General features: G+C 68.0%; 19 protein-coding genes. 7 read left to right on the top strand and 12 right to left on the bottom strand.

Translation table 11 applies throughout. The annotated features are described in order from the left end of the window. Positions 1–33 precede the first annotated feature (33 nt). Positions 34–741, bottom strand: coding sequence for a tetratricopeptide repeat protein (locus OXM58_10430; protein MDE0148777.1), 708 nt, complete (start codon positions 739–741; stop codon positions 34–36). Positions 742–981: 240 nt separating this feature from the next. Here OXM58_10430 and OXM58_10425 point away from each other — a divergent pair, with 240 nt between their 5' ends. Further along, entirely contained in the window at positions 982–2,187 is a 1,206-nt protein-coding gene (locus tag OXM58_10425; GenBank protein ID MDE0148776.1) for an aromatic ring-hydroxylating dioxygenase subunit alpha, read from the top strand. 116 nt (positions 2,188–2,303) lie between these two features. Here the strand turns inward: OXM58_10425 and ykgO are convergent, their stop codons facing one another. From ykgO to OXM58_10410, 3 genes are all read right to left on the bottom strand, one after another. Beyond that, positions 2,304–2,429: a type B 50S ribosomal protein L36 gene (gene ykgO, locus OXM58_10420; GenBank protein ID MDE0148775.1), complete on the bottom strand. Its 126-nt coding sequence runs from the start codon at positions 2,427–2,429 to the stop codon at positions 2,304–2,306. A 109-nt stretch (positions 2,430–2,538) separates the two neighbouring features. Next, entirely contained in the window at positions 2,539–3,366 is an 828-nt protein-coding gene (locus tag OXM58_10415) for a phytanoyl-CoA dioxygenase family protein (GenBank protein ID MDE0148774.1), read from the bottom strand. A 3-nt stretch (positions 3,367–3,369) separates the two neighbouring features. Continuing rightward, entirely contained in the window at positions 3,370–3,705 is a 336-nt protein-coding gene (locus OXM58_10410) for a DUF1330 domain-containing protein (protein MDE0148773.1), read from the bottom strand. Positions 3,706–3,850: 145 nt separating this feature from the next. On the opposite strand from OXM58_10410, the gene OXM58_10405 reads away from it, so the two are divergent. Next, on the top strand, positions 3,851–4,582 hold the full coding sequence (locus OXM58_10405) for a glucose 1-dehydrogenase (GenBank protein MDE0148772.1): 732 nt from the start codon (positions 3,851–3,853) through the stop codon (positions 4,580–4,582). A 68-nt stretch (positions 4,583–4,650) separates the two neighbouring features. Here OXM58_10405 and OXM58_10400 read toward each other — a convergent pair whose 3' ends face one another. From OXM58_10400 to ettA, 3 genes are all read right to left on the bottom strand, one after another. Then, positions 4,651–7,236, bottom strand: a complete 2,586-nt coding sequence (locus tag OXM58_10400) for a hypothetical protein (protein MDE0148771.1) — start codon at positions 7,234–7,236, stop codon at positions 4,651–4,653. A gap of 280 nt (positions 7,237–7,516) precedes the next feature. Continuing rightward, positions 7,517–8,491: a protein-L-isoaspartate O-methyltransferase gene (locus OXM58_10395; protein MDE0148770.1), complete on the bottom strand. Its 975-nt coding sequence runs from the start codon at positions 8,489–8,491 to the stop codon at positions 7,517–7,519. Between the two features lie 209 nt (positions 8,492–8,700). Further along, positions 8,701–10,380 carry an energy-dependent translational throttle protein EttA gene (gene ettA, locus OXM58_10390; protein ID MDE0148769.1) on the bottom strand — a complete coding sequence of 560 codons (1,680 nt, stop codon included), beginning with the start codon at positions 10,378–10,380 and terminating at the stop codon, positions 8,701–8,703. A gap of 457 nt (positions 10,381–10,837) precedes the next feature. Here ettA and OXM58_10385 point away from each other — a divergent pair, with 457 nt between their 5' ends. After that, positions 10,838–11,944, top strand: a complete 1,107-nt coding sequence (locus OXM58_10385; protein ID MDE0148768.1) for an alkylhydroperoxidase-related (seleno)protein — start codon at positions 10,838–10,840, stop codon at positions 11,942–11,944. Between the two features lie 28 nt (positions 11,945–11,972). Here OXM58_10385 and OXM58_10380 read toward each other — a convergent pair whose 3' ends face one another. Together OXM58_10380 and OXM58_10375 are read right to left on the bottom strand one after the other, a co-directional pair. After that, positions 11,973–12,611, bottom strand: a complete 639-nt coding sequence (locus tag OXM58_10380; protein ID MDE0148767.1) for a carboxymuconolactone decarboxylase family protein — start codon at positions 12,609–12,611, stop codon at positions 11,973–11,975. A 79-nt stretch (positions 12,612–12,690) separates the two neighbouring features. After that, complete coding sequence (locus OXM58_10375; protein ID MDE0148766.1) at positions 12,691–13,575, bottom strand: DMT family transporter; 885 nt, start codon at positions 13,573–13,575, stop codon at positions 12,691–12,693. 104 nt (positions 13,576–13,679) lie between these two features. Here OXM58_10375 and clpS point away from each other — a divergent pair, with 104 nt between their 5' ends. Next, positions 13,680–13,997 carry an ATP-dependent Clp protease adapter ClpS gene (gene clpS / locus OXM58_10370; GenBank protein ID MDE0148765.1) on the top strand — a complete coding sequence of 106 codons (318 nt, stop codon included), beginning with the start codon at positions 13,680–13,682 and terminating at the stop codon, positions 13,995–13,997. 306 nt (positions 13,998–14,303) lie between these two features. Here the strand turns inward: clpS and OXM58_10365 are convergent, their stop codons facing one another. The 3 genes from OXM58_10365 to OXM58_10355 all read right to left on the bottom strand — a co-directional run bounded on the left by OXM58_10365 (position 14,304) and on the right by OXM58_10355 (position 18,049). Next, the gene (locus OXM58_10365; protein MDE0148764.1) at positions 14,304–15,284 is read right to left on the bottom strand and encodes a CoA ester lyase; all 981 of its coding nucleotides are present in this window, start codon (positions 15,282–15,284) and stop codon (positions 14,304–14,306) included. Positions 15,285–15,412: 128 nt separating this feature from the next. Then, positions 15,413–16,330: a site-specific tyrosine recombinase XerD gene (gene xerD / locus OXM58_10360; GenBank protein ID MDE0148763.1), complete on the bottom strand. Its 918-nt coding sequence runs from the start codon at positions 16,328–16,330 to the stop codon at positions 15,413–15,415. A gap of 24 nt (positions 16,331–16,354) precedes the next feature. Then, positions 16,355–18,049: a hypothetical protein gene (locus OXM58_10355; GenBank protein ID MDE0148762.1), complete on the bottom strand. Its 1,695-nt coding sequence runs from the start codon at positions 18,047–18,049 to the stop codon at positions 16,355–16,357. Positions 18,050–18,357: 308 nt separating this feature from the next. On the opposite strand from OXM58_10355, the gene OXM58_10350 reads away from it, so the two are divergent. The 3 genes from OXM58_10350 to OXM58_10340 all read left to right on the top strand — a co-directional run bounded on the left by OXM58_10350 (position 18,358) and on the right by OXM58_10340 (position 21,467). Further along, a complete protein-coding gene (locus OXM58_10350) occupies positions 18,358–18,945 on the top strand; it encodes a shikimate kinase (protein MDE0148761.1) in 588 nt (195 codons plus the stop codon). Further along, complete coding sequence (gene aroB, locus OXM58_10345) at positions 18,942–20,078, top strand: 3-dehydroquinate synthase (GenBank protein ID MDE0148760.1); 1,137 nt, start codon at positions 18,942–18,944, stop codon at positions 20,076–20,078. Before OXM58_10350 ends, aroB begins: the two co-directional genes overlap by 4 nt. A gap of 96 nt (positions 20,079–20,174) precedes the next feature. After that, positions 20,175–21,467 carry an HlyC/CorC family transporter gene (locus tag OXM58_10340; protein MDE0148759.1) on the top strand — a complete coding sequence of 431 codons (1,293 nt, stop codon included), beginning with the start codon at positions 20,175–20,177 and terminating at the stop codon, positions 21,465–21,467. The last annotated feature ends 115 nt before the right edge of the window (positions 21,468–21,582 follow it).

Raw genomic sequence — 21,582 nt, 5'->3', positions numbered from 1 at the left:
GCGCTTCCAGCCCCAACGCCCGTTGCGCCGGCGCTACCTCCGGCGGGTGGCCCGGATTCGCTGCCAGATTTCCGCGATCAGGTCCGCCGCCCGGTTTTGCGCCGCGGGCGAAAGGCGGAGCCGGGCGGCATCTCTCAACTCCGGCGCCCGGACATATCCCTGTCCGGCGGCCAGGCTGGTCCAGACGAACGTCCGGAAATCGTCCTGCGGGACGCCGTATCCCCGGAAGTACAACAGGCCCAGATTGTACTGCGCCCGCGCCAGGCCGCGTTCCGCAGCCAGGCGGAACCACCGGGCCGCGTTCGCATTGTCGGCCGGCACCCCTTTACCCGTGAAATAGGCGAAACCCAAATTGTGCTGGGAGGCCGCGTGTCCCTGCGCCGCCGCCTTGCGGAACCATTTCAGCGCTTCGGCATCGTCGGCGGGGACGCCCCGGCCCCGGAAATAGGCGCTGCCCAGATTGTGCTGCGCAACCGCATGCCCCTGTTTTGCGGCCTTGCGGAACCACTTTACCGCTTCCGCATGATCGGCCGGGACACCGAGACCCCTGCCGTACAGGATGCCCAGCGTGTTCTGCCCGTTCGCGTTGCCCCGTTCGGCAAGTACGCGGAAGGCCTTCAAGGCTTCGGGATAGTCGCCGCGCCGGTAGGCGTCGATGCCGGTCCGGAGGAGATCCTGGCCGGACGCCTGGGCCGCGTGCAGGACAACAACGGCGACAAGAAGCACGGAACGAAATTTCACGCTGCGTATCCTGTGGGCGAATCGGAACATCGCCGCCGGCATCCGCCAGAACCGGGCTCAACGAAGAATAGACCAGGGAAGAATAGACCGGGCCGGAGCCGCATTCTACCGGAGTGCGCGATTGCCCCGGACCGGCTCCGGCGCATGGGGCTTCGCGATTCGGTCTTTTCAAACGCCCGGCATGGGCGTATGAGCGCGCCCCGACATTCCGTATGGCCTTAACCTGTGCGAGAATGAGCAATGAACATGCGCGTGTCTCCAACCCCGGATTCCTCCCCCGCCGCCGCGCCTGCCTGGACCCCCGGGATCGCCGCTGCGGTCGCCGCGCTGGCAGACGATCCGGACCACCCGACCGGCCTGCCGGCGCCCTTCTATACCGACGACGCGATGCTGGCCCTGGAGCGCGACACGGTGCTCGCGACCGGCTGGACGGCGCTCGCCTTCGGCGCCGACGTGCCGGAGGCCGGCGACCTGTTCCCGGTCGATCTGGCCGGCCTGCCGCTGCTGCTGGTGCGCGGCCGCGACGGGGCATTGCGCGTCTTTCACAATGTCTGCCGCCATCGCGGCATGAAGCTGGTCGGCGCGCCGCGCAACGCCGGCCGGGTCATCAGATGTCCCTATCACGCCTGGTGCTACGGGCTCGACGGGCGCCTGAGCGCCACGCCCCATGTCGGCGGCCCCGGCGTCCACGAATGCGAGGGCTTCGATACCAGGGATTTCGGCCTCATGCCGGTGCGCAGCGGCGCCTGGCACGATACCGTCTTCGTCAATCTCGACGGCAAGGCGCCGCCGCTCGAAGAAGCCCTGGCGCCGCTGAAGGAGCGCTGGGCGGCGTTCGAGGACGCAACCCTGGTCACCGAGGACGGCTTCGGCTTCGGCTTCGACCTGGCGACCAACTGGAAGCTGCCGATCGAGAACTATCTCGAATCCTACCATCTGCCGACCATCCATCCCGGCCTCAACCGCTTCTCGCGCCTGGAGGACCACTACAACATCGCCGGGCCGGGCGGCATCGCGGGCCAGGGCTCGACGGTCTGCCGCCCGCCGATGGACGAAGAGGGCCGCCGGCTGCCGACCCTCGAAGGGCTGCCGGACGAATGGCTGGAGAAGGCCGAATATATCGCCGTCTTCCCCAACGTCATGTTCGGCATTCACCGCGACCATCTCTACAGCGTGATCGCGACGCCGGTTGCGCCGGGCCGCACGACCGAGCGGGCGCGCATCTACTGCTACAGCCCGGACGGCCTCGCCGACGACCTGAAGGCGCTGCGCCGGCAGACCGTCGAGATCTGGCGCGGCATCTTCGCCGAGGACGTGATCCCCGTCGAAGGGATGCAGGCCGGCCGCCATTCGCCGGCGTTCGACGGCGGCGCGCTCACCCCGGTCATGGACGCGCCGACCCGCCACTATCACGTCTGGCTCGCCCGGGCGCTGATCGGGCACTGACCGCGCGCCGACTGGGCACCGGCCTCGCTGCCGGGAACGGTGGGGGTCCCTGGAACGCAAAACGGCGGACCGGGGCCCGCCGTTTCAACCGTATCCGGGCGGTCGCCCGCGCCGATTCAGCCCTGGCGCGCCTTGAATTTCCGCACCGTCTTGCTGATGACATAGATGCGCCCGCGCCGGCGCACGACGCGGCAGTCCTTGTGGCGCTTCTTCAGGGTCTTGACGGAGCTTGCGACTTTCATGGGTCCGGCGCCGGATTGGGGAACAGCCTCGAAGGCGGGCAGATAGGGCCACGCCTGCCGTGAGTCAACCGCGCGTTCCGGCGCATTTCCGGTCCCGTTCAGCGAGAGCTCAGGCGGCGGCCGCCGCGTCCCGCCGCCACACGACCGGGTAGAGGCCGCAGTCCATCGGGTCGCCGTCGCGCAGCGCCTCGGTCATGAGCGGCTTCGCCGTGCCCGGCCTCATATCGTAGCGGGCGTCGTCGCCGGTATAGCGCACCGTGTAGCCGCGCCGTCGGACGTCGCTGCGCAGATTGCCGCCGGCGCCGTGGACCGCCATGGCGTGGAAGGCGATAACGTCGCCGGGTTCCATGTCCCACGCGACGATGTCGTAGTCGCCGCGCGCCGCCTCGATATCCGGCATTGTCTCATAGTCCGGATTGTCGTCGTAGCTGCGGGTCACGGTCTTGCCGAACGGCTCGGGCTGGAACCAGCGGTCCCACCGGTGCGAACCGCGCACGAATTCCAGCCGCCCGTTCTCCGCCGTGGTCGGGTCGAGCGCGAGCCAGAAGGACATGACCTGCCGGCCGCGCACCGGCCAGTAGGGCTGGTCGTTGTGCCAGCGCGTCCGGTTGACCGTCCCCGGCTCCTTCACGAAGAGCTGGTCGTAGAGCAGGTTGACTTTCGCCCCGCCGAAGAACTGCGCCGCCAACTCCGGCAGGCCGCTCCCGAAGCAGTAGGCGCGGAAGTCCGGATCGTTCTGCCAGACCCGCAAATTGCCGTGGAACCGGCCCTCACCCTCGGCCTCGTAGCTGTGGCAGAATGGCCCGGGGTTCGCGATGTCCCGCTCGATCGCCGCGGCGACCCGCTCACGCCATTCCGGGCCGATGACGCCCTTGAGCAGGACGGCCCCGTCCGCCTCGAACGCCTCGATCTCCTGCGGGGTGGCCCGGTACGGCACGGCTCACGCGCCCTCGGCGAGGATCGCGTGCATCTCGGCCGCGCCGGCGCGTTCGATCTTCGCCGTCTGGTATTCCTGCGATGTCCAGAATTCCCGCGCCCGCTCGACCGAGGGGAAGCGGATGACGACGACCCGGCGGGCCTCTTCCGGCCCCTCGAAGGTCTCGGTTTCGCCGCCGCGCACCAGCCACTCGCCATCGTAGGCGGCGACCGCCGCCGGGGTCAGCGCGGTGTAGTTCTTGTATTTTTCCGGGTCGGTCACGTTCACGAACGCGACGAATATTCCTGCCACGGCATCCTCCTGCAATCCGGCTGCGCTGTCGGTAAGACAGCCTTCCATACACAACCCGCCGGCGGTTGAGGAGTCGCCTGTCCCCATGGCCGCCGCCGGGGCCTCCCGCCCTGTTGCCAGTGCGGGCCGGGTAAGGCAGTTTGCCGCCGCATCATCCCCGGACCCCAGACAACGACCAGCGGAGAAGACCGCCATGCAGCTCAAGGACAAGGCCGCCATCGTCACCGGCGCGGCATCGGGATTCGGCGAGGCCATCGCCCGGCGCTATGCCGCGGAGGGCGCGAACGTCGTCTGCGCCGACCTGAACGACCAGCTCGGCCGCAAGGTCGCCGACGAGATCGGCGGCGCCTATGTCCATGCCGACGTCGCCGACCGGGACGACGTGAAGGCCATGGTCCGCACCGCGGTCGACCGCTACGGGCGGCTCGACACCATGGTCAACAATGCCGGCATCACCCACGTCAACCGGCCGATGCTGGAGGTCGGCGAAGAGGAATTCGACCGCATCTTCGCCGTCAACGTGAAGGCGATCTACCTGGCGGCGCTGGAGATCGTGCCGCTGATGCGCGAGCAGGGCGGCGGCTGCATCATCAACACCGCCTCGACTGCCGGCCTGCGCCCGCGGCCGGGCCTGACCTGGTACAACGCCTCGAAGGGCGCGGCCATCACCATGACCAAGTCGATGGCGGCCGAGCTCGGCCCGGACAACATCCGGGTCAACGCGCTCTGCCCGGTCGCCGGCGATACGCCGCTGCTCGCCTCCTTCCTCGGCGCCAATCCGCGCGAGGCCTTCGAGGCGACGGTGCCGCTCGGCCGGCTCTGCACCTCCGAGGATGTCGCCAAGGCCGCCCTGTGGCTGGCGAGCGACGAGGCGAGCTTCATCACTGGCGTCGCCTTCCCGGTCGACGGCGGACGGGGGGTGTAGCCGGCGGCAGTACTGCCGATATCGGGAATTTCCTGCTCGATCTGTAGGGGAGGGTTTGAAACCCTCCCCTACGTTTCCGGGGAAGCTCCCGGCGCCGGTTTGAGCAGGCTGAAGAAGGCCGGCAGGGCGATCAGGTAGAGGGCGGCGGCGGCGAGCAGCAGGGTCTGCTGGCCGAACAGCACGTTGACGATCGGCACGGCAACCGCGCCGACGACCGAGAAGGTGCCGTTGATCCCCCAGGCCCACAGGAAAAACCGTTCCTTGCCGAGGCGCGAGAGCATCGTCATGCCGGTCGGGAAGGGAAAGCCCATCAGGAAGGCCGCCGGTGCGACGAGCAGGATGCAGGTGGCGATGCGCAGCGGGTAGGGCCACTGGCCGATCGCGCCGAGCACCGGATCGAACAGCAGGGCGCCCAGCGCCACCAGCGCCGCGATGCCGATGAAAATCCGCGGCATGACGCGCTGGCAGTCCGCCACGAAGCGCCCGCTGGCCAGCGAGCCGAGGCCGGAGAAGAACAGCATGCTGGTGATCAGGACGGTCGCCGAGATCGTCGGGTTCGAGAGCGCCACCAGGAACTTGCCGATCAGGCCGACCTCGATGGTGATGTAGCCGGCGCCCAGGCAGAAAAAGTAGACGAAGATGCCGATCTTGCCCGGCTGGCGCGAAAAGATGGTGCGCCAGCCCGCAGCAACCGGGATCATCATCAGGAAGACGCCGAAGATCGTCGCGATGATGAGCGTCGCCCAGAGCAGCAGATAGCCCCATTCGTCGGACACGGCTTCGAGCTGGTCGAGGAAGTGCGGGATTTCCGGCGCCTTGATATAGGCGGCGAAATAGGGCCGGTTGTCGGTCAGCGGGCGGGTGTCGAAGACGTATTTTTCCTGCACCTCGGCGAACTCGCCGGCCAGCATGTGGCCCAGCATCAGCCGGTAGAGATTCTGCCAGGTCGGCGCCGCCCGGTCCGCGTCCCTGCCGTCCGGCGCCCCGTGGGCCCCGGACCCGGCCCCAGACCCGGACCCGGCCTTGCCGACGATGAAATGGGAGGCCCGGTAGGTCCGCCAGATGCGTGCGGCGTCCTTCGGACCGAAGCGGGACGCGCCGGCCGCGCCGCCGGGCGCGTGCAGCAGTTCCCACGACATGTCCTCCGACCACGCCGTCAGGGCCGCAGTCTCGGACGGGGTAAAGCCGTTCTTCTTGTAGAGAACCGTGACGGTCGAGAGGTAGGTGTGGAAGATGAACAGCCTGTCGCGCGCCCTGTCGCCATCGAGGCCGCGGGCCGCGGCGGCCACGGTGGCGAACAGCTTGGGCACCGATTTCGGCAAATCCTCCTTGTTCCACAGGGTGATCGCGAGCACGCCGTCCGGCTTGAGCGCGCGCATGTAGTCCTGCAGGGTCTCCTGGGTGTAGTTGTATTTCTCGACGATGGCGAAGCCGCCGGCGTGGCTGAGGCCGGTCGAGTCGGCGAGGCTCAGGTCGATGACGTCGTAACGGTCCCGGACCCCGGCGAGATGGAGCCGCCCGTCATAGGGGACGATCCGGACCTTGGCGTCGTTCAGCGGATTGCCGGTCAGGCGGGTAATCGGCCCGTCGCCGGTCAGCGCCCGGAGCAGCGCCGGATTGCTTTCGGCAACGGTGAGCGACCTGGCGTCGGCGGCGAGCGCGACGTTCGACGAGATGCCGCCGCCCAGCTGGACCACGAAGACGTCCGGCCGCTTCTTGACGATGTAGGGCGCGTACATCGGCAGGAATTCGAAATAGGCCTGCTGCGCCCGGGGAATCCGCTTCATCGCCCCGATGGGGCCGTCCGAATCGATGTAGAGCGCCAGGTAGGCGTTCTTCGGCATCGACTCGAGATTGACCGAGGCGTTGTCGCTCAACCCCGGCGCAAAATGCAGGTAGGAACTGGCGTAGCCCTCGAGCAGGCCGAAGGGGGAATAATCGCGGTAGATGCGCTTCGAATCCGGGAACTTGCGGGCGTAACTGACGCCCTTGAACTGGTTGACCTCGATCCGTGTGTGGCTTGCCGAGACCCAGAGCGCGCCGGCGCCCAGCACGGCGGCGATGCCGAGCGGCACCCAGGCGCGCGCGGCGCCGAACCACACCGCCGCGGCGAGCGCCCACAGGCCGAAGGGGATCAGCAGGATCCAGTCCGGCGGCACGACATAAAGGCCGGCGAGGAAGACCAGCCCGCACAGGCCGGAGCCGGCGAGGTCGGCGAAATAGACCTTCCCGAACACCGCCTGGCCGCGCAGGAATACCAGCCCGAGGAAGAGGGCGCCGGGCAGGAACGGAATGAAATAGACCAGAAACAGGTAGAAGAGCCTGAACTTCTGTTCCGGATTGGCGACCAGCTCGATCGGGTTGAAGCCGAGCGACTGGGCGACGGCGTTCGATAGCAGCATGAGCGGCCCGAAAACGATGAGCGCGCCGGTAATCAGCGGCTCCCAGTATTTCCGGAAGGCCGGCGTGCTCACGCACATCGCCGCGCTCATCACGCCGAAGCCGAGCATGGCGATCGAGATCACGAACGAGCCGAAATGCGACCAGGTTCCGACCGCGAAGACCCGCATGATGCCGATTTGCAGCGCGATAATCGCGCCGGCGATCAGCCCGACCGAAACATAGAAGGACAGGTCGAGCGCGCGACGCTCCATGCCGCCTGTGGGATCGGAAACGGGCGACGTCAACGGGCGACTCTGGTCATCGGACCGGTCCGGAGATTGGTCAACATTGGTCGGAAGCCACCAGCCCGAATCGCCCTTCGATACGCCCCGCCCTTCGATACGCCGCCTGCGGCGGCTACTCAGGGTGAGAGAGCGTGTTGCAGGCGGCTATTATTTCCCTCATCCCGAGTAGGCGCGCCAGCAGCCTGTCCTGAGCCCGTCGAAGGGCCGTATCGAGGGACCGGCCTGCCGGCAACGATGGCAGTACATCCTAGTTCCCGCCCCAGCGCGAAACGGTCTTGCCGCCCCGATACTTGGTGAGCGCCACGAAGTTCACCTTACGCTTGCAGCGCTGCTTTTCCGCCCGGCTGCATTGGGCGGCGTAGATATCGTGCCGCTTGATGCGGATGCGGCCGGTCTCGCTTTTTGTCTTGGTCAGCTTGAGCAATGACTGGGCGCCGGGCGGGCCGACCGGGATGACCATCACGCCGCCGTCCGCCAGCTGCTTTACCAGGGGCGGCGGGATATGGTCGATGCCGGCGGTCACGATGATCTTGTCGAAGGGCGCATGCTCCGGCCAGCCGAAATAGCCGTCGGCGGTCTTCCGCAGGACCCGGGCGAACTCGATATATTTGGCATCGGTCAGCCTGTCGAGAATCCGGTCCGTCGACTCGGAAAGGGACGGAATGATCTCCACCGAATAGACGTGCGGCGTCAGATAGGTCAGGAGCGCCGCCTGATAGCCGGAGCCGGTGCCGATCTCGAGCACCCTGTCGCCGGGCTGGACGTCCAGTTCCGAGGTCATGCGGCCCACGATGTGCGGGCCGGAGATCGTCACGCCGCAGCCGATATCGAGAAAGGTATGGGCGTAGGTTCGCGCTGCGCTGCCGCTGCGGGAAAACTCTTCGCGCGCGGTCGCCAGGAAGGCGCGCTTCTCCTTGTCCCGCCACAGGTCGAAATTCTCGATCATGGCGAGATAGCGCTCCCACTTCGCGCGCAGGAAGTCCGGCTTGTCGCCCCGGGCCTTTTGCATGAAGGCGGCGAAGGTCTCGAAATCTTCCAGCGGCGGGCTGAAGCCGGAATCGGAAGCGCCGCCGGCGCCGGTCGCCGGTTCGCCGGTGACCAGAATCGTGTCGGCAATCCGGGCGCAGCCGGCGGCCTCGGCCGAGAAACCGGCCAAGAGGACCCCGACAATGAAGACAGGGGCGGCAGCCGCCACCCGGATGTGCGGATGCACAAAACGCATCAAACGCCTTTCCCTTGCCGGAAAACCACCGCAACCGACGCCCGATCGGCATCCTGGGGAGACTGAGAATCGCCCTGAAACCGGCAGAAATATGACGCCTCCCCCTGACCCTGTCTATACGCGCCGACACGGCCATTGCTCAACCCGAACGCGGTCAAATACGGGTGAAGGCGGAAATGTCGACCGCGGGATTGCGAAGCCGTCGGCGATCAGGCATCCAGCCGGCGATACTTGATGCGGTGGGGCTGCTCGGCGGCGTCGCCCAGCCGTTTGCGCCGGTCTTCCTCGTAATCCTGCCAGTTGCCTTCGTTCCAGACCGCCCGGCTCTCGCCCTCGAAGGCCAGGATGTGGGTGCAGATGCGGTCGAGGAACCAGCGGTCGTGGCTGATCACCATGACCGAGCCGGCGAAGGCGAGCAGCGCTTCCTCCAGCGCGCGCATGGTGTCGACGTCCAGATCGTTGGTCGGCTCGTCGAGCAGCAGCAGGTTGGCGCCGGACTTCAGCACCTTGGCGAGATGCACCCGGTTGCGCTCGCCGCCGGAGAGCATGCCGACCTTTTTCTGCTGGTCGCCGCCCTTGAAGTTGAAGTTCGAGACGTAGGCGCGGCTGGGTATCTCCCGCTTGCCGAGTTGCAGCATGTCCAGGCCGCCGGAAATCTCCTGCCACACTGTCTTCGCATCGTCGAGCGAGGCGCGCGACTGGTCGACGAAGCCGAGCTGCACCGTCTCGCCGACCCGCAACGTGCCGGCGTCCGGCGCCTCCTGCCCGGCGATCATGCGGAACAGGGTGGTCTTGCCGGCGCCGTTCGGCCCGACGATGCCGACGATGCTGCCGGGCGGCATCAGGAAGTTCAGGTCGTCCATGAGCAGCCGGTCGCCGAACGCCTTGCGCACGCCCTTGGCCTCGATCACGACATCGCCCAGGCGCGGTCCCGGCGGGATCCAGATCTGCATCTGCTCCGGCGCCTGTTCGCCGGCTTTGGCGAGCAGCGACTCGTAGGCGCTGACCCGCGCCTTGCTCTTGGACTGGCGGGCGCGCGGCGCCTGGCGGATCCAGTCCAGCTCTCGGCCGAGCGTGCGCTGGCGGGCGGCTTCCGTCTTGCCTTCCTGCTCCAGCCGCTTCTGCTTCTGGTCGAGCCACGACGAGTAGTTGCCCTGCCAGGGGATGCCCTGCCCGCGGTCCAGTTCGAGGATCCAGCCGGCGACATTGTCGAGGAAATAGCGGTCGTGGGTCACCGCCACGACGGTGCCGGGAAATTCCGCCAGGAAGCGTTCGAGCCACGCGACCGATTCGGCGTCGAGATGGTTGGTCGGCTCGTCGAGCAGCAGCATGTCCGGGCCCGAAAGCAGCAGCCGCGCCAGCGCGACTCGCCGCCGCTCGCCGCCGGAGAGGGTGGCGACGCCGTCCTCCGCCGGCGGGCAGCGCAGCGCGTCCATCGCGACCTCGATGCGCCGGTCGAGGTTCCAGGCGTCGGCGGCGTCGATCTGCTCCTGGAGCCCGGCCTGTTCCTCGATCAGGCCGTTCATCTCCTCGTCGGTCAGATCCTCGCCGAACCGCATGGAGACCTCGTTGAACCGCTCGACCAGCGCCGCCAGCGGCCCGACGCCCGCCATGACATTCTCGCCGACCGTCAGCGCCTCATCGAGTTCCGGCTCCTGGGCCAGATAGCCGATCTTCACCCCGTCGGCGGCCCAGGCCTCGCCGGTGATGCTGTCGTCCAGCCCGGCCATGATTTTGAGCAGCGAGGATTTGCCGGCGCCGTTCAGCCCGAGCACGCCGATCTTGGCGCCGGGGAAGAAGGACAGCCAGATATCCTTCAGCACCTGCCTGCCGCCGGGGTAGGCCTTCGACAGGCCTTTCATGACATAGATGTATTTCTTCGGATCCATGGTTTCGGGGTTTCGGGGTTTCGGGGGCGCCGTTCGGTGAAGGCGGCGGGTTGCGGCGCGAGATAGATCGGAACCGAAGCGCAAGGCAGGCGCGGCGATGTCGCGGCGTCCTGCGAGACCGGGCTTCAGGACGAAAAATTTCCAACCCGTCATTTCGACCGAACGGAGTGAGCGGAGAAATCTTTCCGGTACAGCGCTTCGGACCTGACACCACGCGGGAAAGATATCTCCGCTCCATGGCCCTGCAGGCCATTCCGGTCGATATGACGGTTAATTTCGCGAGCGATGCCTCCGCAGGCCGTAACACTTGAATCGGCCCTATACCCCCGCCGCCACGCCCGCGGCGTCTGCGCTGCTAGCGCATTTCCCGGCGGCTTACGCGGCGCGCGATCCAAACGGTTGCCGGTGCGGCGAAGACCGCGTAATTGTCGAGCGGCCGCACGGGAAAGCCGGGAAAATGACCCTCTACGCAGATTCGCAATATCCGGTGCGAGACGATCTCGACGCCGTTCATGCCAGACATCTCGATCAGTTGGCCGACCCGGGCACCTGGGGCACCGGCGCGCAGCGCCTGGCGGTCGCCGGAGAGGTTCGCCAGGCGTGTTATGACGCGGGTACGCAGGAAGAACCGGAAGACACCGGCCCGCTGAGTAAAGTCAAACTGCCGGAGGCGGTCTGCGCGACGGTCCGGAAACTGGCTGTCGCGCCCAGGGATTTCGACGAGGATTCCTATGAAGAAGCCAGGAGCGGCGGTCTCAGCGACGAGGAATATGTCGAAATTGTCGGCATCGTATCGCGCCTGACCTGCATGGACGTGTTTGCCCGCGGCCTTGGCGTTCCTCTACGCCCCCTGCCGGCCGCGCGTGACGGCCGGCCGTCCCGGGTCCGCCCCCGGGTCGCCAGGAAGGAAATGGCCTGGGTGCCCACCGTTCCGAATCTCCCGGAGGGCGGCGAGGAGGCCGCCGAGATGTACGGCGAGGATTACCGGCCCTACATCATCCGGTCGGTCAGTCTGGTGCCGGATGAAGTGCGGCGGCATCTTGAACTGGAAGAAGTGCAATACCTTCCTATGAAGAATGTTTTCATCAAGGATTTTCAGCATCATGAGGGGTTCACGCGCGCCCAGGTCGAACTGATTGCAGGGCGGGTATCCGCCCTCAACGAGTGCTTCTACTGAACGGCGGGCCACGCCTGGTTCCTCCGTGAGAGTGGACGCGTAACCGGCCTCACCGTCAATCTGGCGGCACTGCTCGACCCGGATCGGGACAGCGGGGTGCCCGGCGGCAGGGAAATCCTGGCCTTTGCCGATGCCGTCATCGGACCCGACCGGGCCGCACTGGACCGGGCGCGGCAGAACCTCGCCGGCGCCGTCGGGCCGGTGGCGGTATCGGCGGCGGCGGCCATTGCCGCGACCTTCACCAAGAACGATCGCATGGCCAATGGCACCGGCATTCCGTCCGAGCTGAAAATGTTGCGGAATTCCAGGGAGATCCGGGCGGAACTCGGGTTGAATGTCTTCCGGTCGTCGGCGAGCACGTTCAGGCACTACCCCGACGACAGATAGCCGGCCGGCGGAAGGCCGGCGCCGGGTTCTACCTGTCGATATAGCCGAGCGTGATCGGGTGCCCCTTGCGCTGTTCTTCCGCAGCCCCGGTGTGCTTTCCCGAGTTCCAGCCGACGGGGCGCAGCACGCGCTCGGCAAAGTCGATCGACTCCTGGTCGGTGACCGTTGCAATGGTGTCGTTCCAGCGGTTCAGGAAGCCGCCGACCGCGATCACCGCCAGTATCTCGATGATCTGGTCGTTCGAATAGTGCTTGCGCAGTTCGACGTAATTCTCCGGTTCGACGGCATTCGGCGAAACGCCCGCCGCAAACGCCAGGTCGAGGGCCGCCCGCTCGGCATCGGAAAATTCGGGAGAGGTCTGATAGCTCCAGAGCGCTTGGATCCTCTCGTCCGAGACCCCGAGCTTGTGGAGGTGGTAGGAGCCGTGGGACTGACAATGCAGACATCCGCTTGCCAGGCTCGCGGCCGTGAAGATCAGCTGTTTGAGTTCCCCGTCGATACCGCGGCCCGGAAAGACGAGTCTCAGGAGATCGTTCACACTCTGCCGCAGTTCGGGCCAATGGTGCATCTCGAGGTTTTGCCGGCTTTCATATCCCGTTGCTGCCATAAGCTTCCTCCCGGGGCCGATCGTCGGCGGTGAGACCAGTTTCCCGATCGGGTCCTCCATTGCAATACGTTCATCGGCTGTATCGGATCGCCGGCCGGCGGATCGGCGGTGGCTCGCCTCCGGCCGGCATGACGGTCGGTCACCTCCGCTTCCAGGCCCGCGGAGTCTGCCAGGTCGCCACTGCAACGCCGGCCAGGATCGTCAGCGTGGCGGCGACCTTTGCCGAGGTGACCGGCTCGGCGAGGAACAGGGCGCCCCAGGCGACGCCGACCAGCGGCGACATGTAGTTGCTCATGGCGACGAAGTTCGGCCCGGTCCGCTTGATCAGCACGAAGAAGAGCAGGACGTTCGTTCCGGTGCTGAACAGCGCCAGGGCGAGCACAGCCAGTACCGGCACCGTCGCGGGTTTCGAGGCCAGCGGATCGCCGATCCCGAAGGAAACCGGGAGGAGCAGCGCCGTCGCCATGGCGAGCGACCAGCCCGCGCTGACCGCAGGATGGACGTCGCCCATCGTGCGCCGGGTGACGATGATCGCGACGGCGTAACAGGCGGCGGCGCCGATCACCAGGATCTGGCCGGCCAGCGCGCCGCCCAGCCCTTCGAGCGCCGCGGGGCCGAGCAAAACGAGCACGCCGGCGAAGCCCAGCGCCGTGCCGGTCAGCTTGCGCCAGGTGAACTTGTCGTCCGAGAAAAAGTGCGCCAGTCCGAGGGTGAACAGCGGCACGGTCGTGATCAGGATCGCGCCCAGGCTGCTGTCGATAAGCTGCTGGCCGACGTTGATCATGACGAAGGGCATGGCGTTGCCGATCAGCCCGATGGCAAGCAGGGCGAGCCACAGGCTGCGCTCGCGCGGCGGCCGCCGGCCCAGGAGGAAGGCGACGGCGATGAGGAAGGCGCCGCCCAGCACCGTGCGGAGCAGGGCGAGGGTCGCCGGATCGAACGCCGGCAGGGAAAGCTTGACGAACAGGAAGGTCGAGCCCCAGACCGTGCCCAGCGTGAACAGCATGAGATAGTTGACGAACATCGGCGGGTTTACGGCCGGATCATGGCGGCGCAGCGCCCGGCAAATCGAATTCCTGCCCGGTCTGTGCTACACTCGGCGGCACGCCCGGACGGACCCTGCTGCCCATGACCGGCATCGATACAAAGCCCCGTACCGATACCCGCCCGGAGACGCGGAAGAAAACGCAGCGCCCGCGGCTGCACAAGGTCATCCTGCTCAACGACGATTACACGCCGCGCGAATTCGTGGTGCGGGTCCTCAGGGCCGTCTTCCGCATGAGCGAGGACCAGGCCTACCGGGTGATGATGACCGCCCATACGCGCGATGCCTGCGTCGTCGCCGTCTATACGAAGGACGTCGCCGAGAGCAAGGCGACCGAAGGCACGGAGGAAGGCCGCAAGGCCGGCCATCCCCTGACCTTCACCACCGAGCCGGAGGAATAGGGCACTGACCGAATCCCCTTCTCTTGAGGGTTCCTCTGCGAAAGGCCGCAAGTATCCGCCAACGGTCGCTTTCCTATTCCTCCCCCTCTTCAGAGGGGGAGGTCAGGTGGGGGTGCCGTGGCGCCCGGCACGGCCCTACCGGCGAGCGGACACCCCCATCGACCTCGCTGCGCTCGGTCACTTCCCCCTCTGAAGAGGGGGAAGGACAAGGTTGCGACGCCTCGCCCTTTCGCAGAGGAATCCCAAGGGGAGGGGGGACGCGCCTGCGTCCTTGGTTACTCACGCCGTTTCGCCTGGCAGCGCGTCCTACCCCTTCGCCGCGATCGCGTCCGCCATCGCCACGAGATGCTCGGACTGGCGGATCGAGGCGTAGTCGATCAGCTTGCCGTCGAGGGCCGCGGCGCCGGCGCCGGCGGCTTCGCTCTCCCGCATGGCGGCGATGATCGCCCGCGCCTTTTCGACCTCGTCCGCCGGCGGCGTGAAGATGTCGTTGGCGAGGCCGATCTGGCTCGGGTGGATCGCCCATTTGCCGTCGCAGCCCAGCACGGCGGCGCGCCTGGCGTGGGCGGCGAAGGCCTCGGCGTCGCGGAAATCGCCGAACGGTCCGTCGCACGGCCGCAGCCCGTTGGCCCGCGCGGCGACCACCATGCGGGTGATTTCGTAGTGCCACATGTCGGCCCAGTGGAACTCGCGCCGGCCGCTCTCGTCCGGATCGGTCAGCACGCCGTAATCCGGGTTGGCGCCGCCGATCTGTACCGTGCGCATCCGGGTCGAGGCGGCATAGTCCGCGGCGCCGAAATGCAGGCTCTCGTTGCGCGGGCTGGCAGCAGCGATTTCCGTGATGTTCTGCATGCCGAGCGCCGTCTCGACGATGAGTTCGAAGCCGATGCGCTTCTTCCGCCCCATCGCCATTTCGACCTGGGAGACCAGGGCGTCGACCGTGTAGACGTCGGCGGCCGTCCCGAGCTTGGGAATCATGATCAGGTCGAGGCGTTCGGAGCAGGTCTCCAGCAGGTCGACGATGTCGCGATACATGTAGGGCGTATCGAGCCCGTTGATCCGCACCGAGAGCGCCTTGTCGCCCCAGTCGCAATCGCCGATCGCCTCGATGACGTTCCTGCGGGCCTCGGCCTTCCTGTCCGGCGCGACGGCGTCCTCCAGATCGAGAAAGACGATGTCGGCCTCGCCGGCAGCCGCCTTCTCGAAAAAGCGCGGGCTGGAGCCCGGAACGGCCAGTTCGCTGCGGTTGAGCCGCGCCGGCGCCGGCGCGATCTGGATGTGGGACATGGCGGAGCCTGCTCGAACGGGGATGACGCGGCGCACCATAGGAGGCGCGCTCAAGCCTTCGGAATCTCGAAAGTGTCGCGCCGGCCGGCCGCGCCCGAAGCGGCCGCACCGGGCCGCGCGATAGCGGGCTAATCCGCCGGCCCGCCGGCGAGGGGATGATGGTCCTCGACCAGCCGCCGCAGCCGCTCGTCCAGCACATGGGTATAGATCTGCGTGGTCGAGATGTCGGCATGGCCGAGCATCTGCTGGACGCTGCGCAGGTCGGCGCCGCGGTTGAGCAGATGGGTCGCGAAGGCGTGGCGCAGGACATGGGGCGACACCCGGGGCGGATCGATGCCCGCCTCGATCGCCAGGTCCTTCAACAGCTGGCCGAAGCGGTGGCGGGTCAGGTGCCCGGCGCCGGAGCGCGACGGAAACAGGAAATGCGATGCCGCGAGGCGCGGATTCCGGTTGCGGACCTCGACCCAGGCCTGGACCGCTTCCCGCGCCGCCTGGTTCAGCGGCACCAGACGTTCCTTGCCGCCCTTGCCGCGCACCAGGATCAGGCGCGGGTCGCGCACCGCCGCGGCGAGCGGCAGGCTGACCAGTTCGCTGACTCGCATCCCGGTTGCATAGAGCAGCTGCATCAGCGCAACGAGGCGGACGCCGTCCGGCCCCGCGCGGTCGCCGGCCGCCTGCAACAGGCCGTCGACCTCCGGCTCGGAGAGGAGCTTCGGCAGCGGGCGGCCCCGCCTCGGCGCTTCCAGCGTCGCCGTCGGATTATCGGCGCGCCGGCCTTCGGCATGCAGAAAGCCGTAGAACTGGCGCATCGCGGACAGGCGGCGCGCGGCGGTCCGCGCCGCCATGCCGGCCCGGTCGAGCGCTGCCAGATACCCGCTCAGGGCGCCCGGCCCGGCATTGTCGAGGCTCGCCCCGTCTTCGGCCAGGAAGGCCGCCAGATGCGCAAGGTCGCGCCGATAGGCCTGGACGGTATTGTCCGAGGCGCCGCGCTCGGCGCGCAGCATCTCCTCGAACAGCTCGGCCGATGGCGGCAGTCCCGCGGTCACCGTGTTGCGGACCCGGCCGCGGCTTCAGAGGTGGCGCGCCAGCGCCGATTCGACGGCAAGCTGGCGCGCTTCGCGTTCGAGACCCACGGCGCGCAGGCCGAACACGGCGTCGCGCAGGATCTGGCGCGGCACCCGGCGCAGGGAACGGCCGTTCACAAGGGTGAGGATACGCAGGACCGCCAGACCGCGCCGGCCGTCGGCCGCCGCTTCGAGCAGGGCGGCGTCGCGTTCCGGGCGCGCCTTCCGCGCGGCCTTCCGTTCTTCGGCGGTTTCGCTGCGCCACGGCCGGGGAATATCCTCCGCGCGCCCGAGACCGTCGAACAGCGCCTTCAGATCGGCAAGATGGACCGCCGCGTTATCGCGGTTCCTCCAGCGTTTGAACCCGATCCAGGACTTGATCGTTTCCGGGGTTTCCCGGGTCGCCGCCGCCGCGAGCAAGGCCGGCACGGTGATGCGGTGCAGATCGGCGGGATTGCGGAACGGCGCGGCCTTGAGGAACCGGTACCAGGCGAAAGCCTCCCGGGTCCGGCCGGTCGCGAAATAGGCCCGCGCAATATGCGCCGCCTGGTCCTGATAGGCCGGGGACGGGCTGACATCCACGAGGAACGGCACCGTCAGCCGTGCCGCCAGCATCTCGGCGCCCTCGTCGCCCTTCATCTCAGCGCCCAGCGCGAGGCGCCACCACGCCGCGAGGATGCGCACACGCCTGGGCGGATCGCCGTCCCCGGCGGCCGCAAGATACAGGTGCGCCCGGGCCCACGGATCGAAATCGCGCAGGCGCGTTGCCCTTGCGTCGGCGATTTCCTGCGGCGATGCGCGGACGCCGGCATAGAGCGCGGCAAGCTTGCGGTCCGCGGGCGCCCCCCGCGCCAGGGCGCGCTCCAGCGCGCGGACCCGCATGGTCCAGCGGATTTTCGGATTGTCCGAAAGGGCGATCAGGGCGCCGGTGGACAGGTTTTTCAGGTTCGCCGATTTGACGCCGACCTTGCGGCTGCGCAGCATCGACAGAGTCAGCGCCAGGGGCTCCACGGGCCGCGCCAGCCACTTACCGGCCGTGACCGCCATGACCGTTTGCTCGAAGCGCCGGGGCGGCGGCGCACCCTGCTCGTGAAGCAGGCGCAGCGCAATTTCCGCCCGTTCGGCGTGACCGCTCAGGACGTGGCAGGCGATCCGCGCCTGCTCGATGAAAGGCGCGGTCGCGCCGGGAACGGCAGCGACAGCGACGCAGGCTCCCTTTGCGTCGCCGGCAAGGAACCGGGCGCGGATCGCGGGATAGGGCGATGCCGCCGCAGCCCGCGTACGGGCCGCCAGCTCGACGGTGTCGCGGACCGCACCCATCCGGATCAGGGCCTTGAGGCGGGCCCGCAGGAAATCGCTCTGAGGCTTGCCGGCCGGCGCCAGCGCCACGGTCAGTAGAAGCCGGCGTTGCAGCGCATGCAGTACCGGCGACCGGTTCGCCGCCGGCAGCCGTTCGATCAGGTCCACCACCTCTTCCAGAGCGGCCCCGCGCCACAGGCCGGCGCCGAGACCGCCGCTCGAATCGCCCAGGGTGCCGCCCGATCCGGCGCCGGGCGCGCCGAGCTCCTCGACGCGGACTGTCGGCCGGTTCCCGGGCGGGTCTTCCGCACCGGACCGGTCGATCCGCGTCGGTTTGCTGCTGTCCTGCGCGAGCGACGGTCCGGCCGGGCCGGCAGCGAGACCGAACGCACCGGCCGCCATCAGCAACAGTCCCGCCGCGGATCCGGGCCGCCGGTATCGGGGAAGTGAGGGTTCGGTCATCGTTCGCGTCAGGGGATAGACCATCGTCCCGGTGCCGTATGCCCGGCCGTGCCCTTACCGGCATTTCTGCGGCCCGGCAAAAAAGAAAATGCTGGCGCCGGGAGGATATCCGACCGACATATTGCGGCGATATTGCGGCGTGGGCAGCCTTTGCCGCACCTTGTGTACCCACAGGGCGACCGCGCCAATGTCTTCGCTCGGCATTGCCGGGAAACCGGATGCATCGTAGTTGCAGTAGCGCACTGAGCATGACGGCCCACAGCGACATATCCCGGCTCCGCGTCGGCAGGACGGTTGTCCTCGTCGGCCTGATGGGCGTTGGCAAGTCCGCGGTCGGCCGGCGGCTGGCCCGGCGGCTCGACCTGCCGTTCATCGACGCCGACGCCGAGATCGAAGCGGCCGCCGGCAATTCCATCGAGGAGCTTTTCCGGCAGCATGGCGAAGCGGAATTCCGCGCCGGCGAGCGCAGGGTCATCGCCCGGTTGCTCGAAGGCGAACCGCATGTCCTTGCCACCGGCGGCGGCGCTTTCATGGATCCCGAGACGCGCGGCCTCGTCAGGGCGCGGGGCATATCGATCTGGCTGAACGCCGATCTGGATACCCTCGTGGAACGGGTGAGCCGCCGCAGCAACAGGCCGCTCCTGAAAAACGGCGATGCGCGGCAGACCCTGTCGGAGCTGATGGCGATCCGCAACCCGGTCTATGCGGAGGCGGATATTACCGTTGCCAGCGTCGACCGGCCGCTGGGCGAAATGACGGTCCGGGTGGCCGACGCGCTTCAGGACTGGATCGCCGCCCATCCGGAACGGGCATTGCGGCCGGCGCCGAAGCGATGACGGGATCCGAAACCTCGCCCGGCGATCCCGCGGCGCGCGTCCGGGTCTCCCTCGCCGAGCGCAGCTACGACATCCTGATCGCCAACGGGCTGCGCCGCCGGTTTGCGGCGGAGATCGCAGCGGCATTGCCCCGGCCGCGCGCCATCGTCGTGACCGACGAGACCGTCTCCGGGCACTATCTGGCGCCGCTGGAGGCCGGCCTTGCGGCAGCCGGCGTTTCGGCCGATTCGATCGTCCTGCCGCCGGGCGAGGAGACCAAGTCCTTCGCCCATCTCGAACGGCTCACCGCGCAATGCCTCGATCTCGGCCTGGAGCGGCGCGACACGCTGATCGCGCTGGGCGGCGGCGTGATCGGCGACCTTGCGGGGTTTGCCGCGGCGATCCTGCTGCGCGGGGTCGGCTGCATCCAGCTCCCGACGACGCTGCTCGCCCAGGTCGATTCGTCGGTCGGCGGCAAGACGGCGATCGACATGCCGGGCGGCAAGAACCTGGTCGGCGCCTTCCACCAGCCCGGGCTTGTCCTGATCGATCCGGAGACGCTGGATACGCTCGACCGGCGCCAGCGCCTTGCCGGCTACGCCGAGACGGTCAAATACGGGCTGATCCGGGACCGCGCCTTCTTCGAATGGCTGGAGGCGAACGGCCGCGCCGTGGTCGACGGCGGCGGCGATGCGAGGGTGCGGGCCATCGAGACCGCCTGTACGGCCAAATCGGAGATCGTTGCGCGGGACGAGCGCGAATCCGGGGAGCGTGCGCTCCTGAATCTGGGCCATACCTTCGCCCACGCGCTCGAAACGGCAACCGGCTACAGCGACCGCCTGCTGCACGGCGAAGCCGTCGCCATCGGCATGTGCATGGCCTTCGACCTGTCGGCCGACCTGGGATGGACCGGCAGGCAGGAGGCCGCGCGGGTCCGGGCCCATCTCGAGTCCGTCGGCCTGCCGACCGCGCCGGCCGCCGTCGAAGGCCTCGGCCTCACGCCCGCCGCAGCGATCGGCCTGATGCGCAGGGACAAGAAGGTCGCCGACGGCCGGATCGTCTTCGTCATGGTCCGCGGCATCGGCGAGGCCTTCGTCACCGCCGCGGTCGAAGAGGGCGACCTGGAGTCCTATCTCTCGAAGGTACTGGGCTGACCGGCCGGCCGCTCCGGCCCGGAGCGGCGCGCGCGCCAGCCGGCCCCTCCCTGCGGCATCCCGCTGACTCTTCCTGTGGCAGCCCCCATAGCAATCATGGAACTCTTCCTCGATATCCTTCCGATTCTCCTGCTGGTGATGCTCTCGGCCTTCTTCTCCGGGTCAGAGACCGCGATGACGGCGGCCTCCCAGCCCCGGATGCTGGAGCTCGAGCGCCAGGAGGTCGCCGCGGCCGGCATCGTGAACCGCCTGCGGGCGCGCACCGACCGGCTGATCGGCGCCATCCTGTTCGGCAACAATCTGGTGAACATCCTGGCGTCGGCGCTGGCGACCGGCCTGTTCATCGGCTGGTTCGGTTCGAACGGCGTGTTCTACGCCACCATCGTCATGACGCTGCTGGTGCTGATCTTCGCCGAGGTCATGCCGAAGGCCTACGCCATCAACCATGCCGACAGCACCGCCCTGCGCATCGCGCCGGTGCTGCGCACCGTGGTGTCCGTGCTGGCGCCGGCGGCGCAGGCGATCCAGCTCGTCGTCGAGGGGACGTTCCGGCTGTTCGGCGTCCGGTTCGAGAGCACGCTCTCGCCGGCGGCCAGCGAGGAGGAGCTGCGCGGCGCGATCCGGATGCACGCCGCGCCCGAACCCGACCCGGAGGTCGACGCCGAGCGCGAAATGCTGGCGAGCATCCTGGATCTCGGCGACGTCGAGGTCGAGGAGATCATGACCCACCGCTCCGGCGTGGCGATGATCGACGTCGACAAGCCGGCGCCGGAGATCGTGAAACAGGTGCTGGCGAGCCCCCATACCCGCCTGCCGGTGTTCAAGGGCGATCCGGACAACATCGTCGGCGTCCTGCACGCCAAGGATCTGCTGCGCGCCGTCCATCGCGCCGGCGGCGACGTCGAGAAACTGAAAATCCGCAAGATCGCTACCGCGCCCTGGTTCATCCCGGAATCGACGGCGCTGCTCGACCAGCTCCACGCCTTCCGCGAACGGCGCGAACATTTTGCAACCGTGGTCGACGAATACGGCGCCTTCATGGGCATCGTGACCCTGGAGGACATCCTGGAAGAGATCGTCGGCGACATCGCCGACGAGCACGACCGGACGGTCGCCGGGGTGCGCGCCGGGCGCGACGGCTCGCTGGTCGTCAACGGCGACGTGACGATCCGCGACCTCAACCGGGAATACGGCTGGGATCTGCCAGACGAACACGCCGCCACCGTCGCCGGCCTGGTCATGCACGAGGCGCGGCGGATCCCCGAAGTGCGCCAGGTCTTCGCCTTCCACGGCTTCCGCTTCGAAATCCTGCGCCGCCGCGGCCACCGGGTTACCTCGATCCGGGTGGCCCGGCTCGACGACGCCGGGGCGGAGGCCGGCGAAACCTGATCCCGGAGGGCGTCCCCAACGTTGTTTCCTCTGCGAAAAGGGCCAGGCCGCCGCAAACTCATCCTTCCCCCTCTTCAGAGGATTTCTCTGCGAAAGGGGATTCTCAACCTGTCCG

Source organism: Rhodospirillaceae bacterium, from assembly GCA_028819475.1.
In the GTDB taxonomy this organism is placed as follows: domain Bacteria; phylum Pseudomonadota; class Alphaproteobacteria; order Bin65; family Bin65; genus Bin65.
The sequence above is the reverse complement of the archived record's forward strand: the minus strand, read 5'-3'. Positions and strand labels throughout refer to the sequence as shown.

Excerpts from the sequence above, each read along its gene's own strand:
- OXM58_10410 (MDE0148773.1), bottom strand. The coding sequence starts at position 3,705 with ATGGAAGGCTGTCTTACCGACAGCGCAGCCGGATTGCAGGAGGATGCC.
- OXM58_10405 (MDE0148772.1), top strand. The coding sequence starts at position 3,851 with ATGCAGCTCAAGGACAAGGCCGCCATCGTCACCGGCGCGGCATCGGGA.
- OXM58_10340 (MDE0148759.1), top strand. The coding sequence starts at position 20,175 with ATGGAACTCTTCCTCGATATCCTTCCGATTCTCCTGCTGGTGATGCTC.
- ettA (MDE0148769.1), bottom strand. The coding sequence starts at position 10,380 with ATGGATCCGAAGAAATACATCTATGTCATGAAAGGCCTGTCGAAGGCC.
- aroB (MDE0148760.1), top strand. The coding sequence starts at position 18,942 with ATGACGGGATCCGAAACCTCGCCCGGCGATCCCGCGGCGCGCGTCCGG.
- OXM58_10365 (MDE0148764.1), bottom strand. The coding sequence starts at position 15,284 with ATGTCCCACATCCAGATCGCGCCGGCGCCGGCGCGGCTCAACCGCAGC.
- clpS (MDE0148765.1), top strand. The coding sequence starts at position 13,680 with ATGACCGGCATCGATACAAAGCCCCGTACCGATACCCGCCCGGAGACG.
- OXM58_10400 (MDE0148771.1), bottom strand. The coding sequence starts at position 7,236 with ATGGAGCGTCGCGCGCTCGACCTGTCCTTCTATGTTTCGGTCGGGCTG.
- OXM58_10375 (MDE0148766.1), bottom strand. The coding sequence starts at position 13,575 with ATGTTCGTCAACTATCTCATGCTGTTCACGCTGGGCACGGTCTGGGGC.
- ykgO (MDE0148775.1), bottom strand. The coding sequence starts at position 2,429 with ATGAAAGTCGCAAGCTCCGTCAAGACCCTGAAGAAGCGCCACAAGGAC.
- OXM58_10380 (MDE0148767.1), bottom strand. The coding sequence starts at position 12,611 with ATGGAGGACCCGATCGGGAAACTGGTCTCACCGCCGACGATCGGCCCC.
- OXM58_10425 (MDE0148776.1), top strand. The coding sequence starts at position 982 with ATGAACATGCGCGTGTCTCCAACCCCGGATTCCTCCCCCGCCGCCGCG.
- OXM58_10355 (MDE0148762.1), bottom strand. The coding sequence starts at position 18,049 with ATGGCGGCCGGTGCGTTCGGTCTCGCTGCCGGCCCGGCCGGACCGTCG.
- OXM58_10350 (MDE0148761.1), top strand. The coding sequence starts at position 18,358 with ATGACGGCCCACAGCGACATATCCCGGCTCCGCGTCGGCAGGACGGTT.
- OXM58_10395 (MDE0148770.1), bottom strand. The coding sequence starts at position 8,491 with ATGCGTTTTGTGCATCCGCACATCCGGGTGGCGGCTGCCGCCCCTGTC.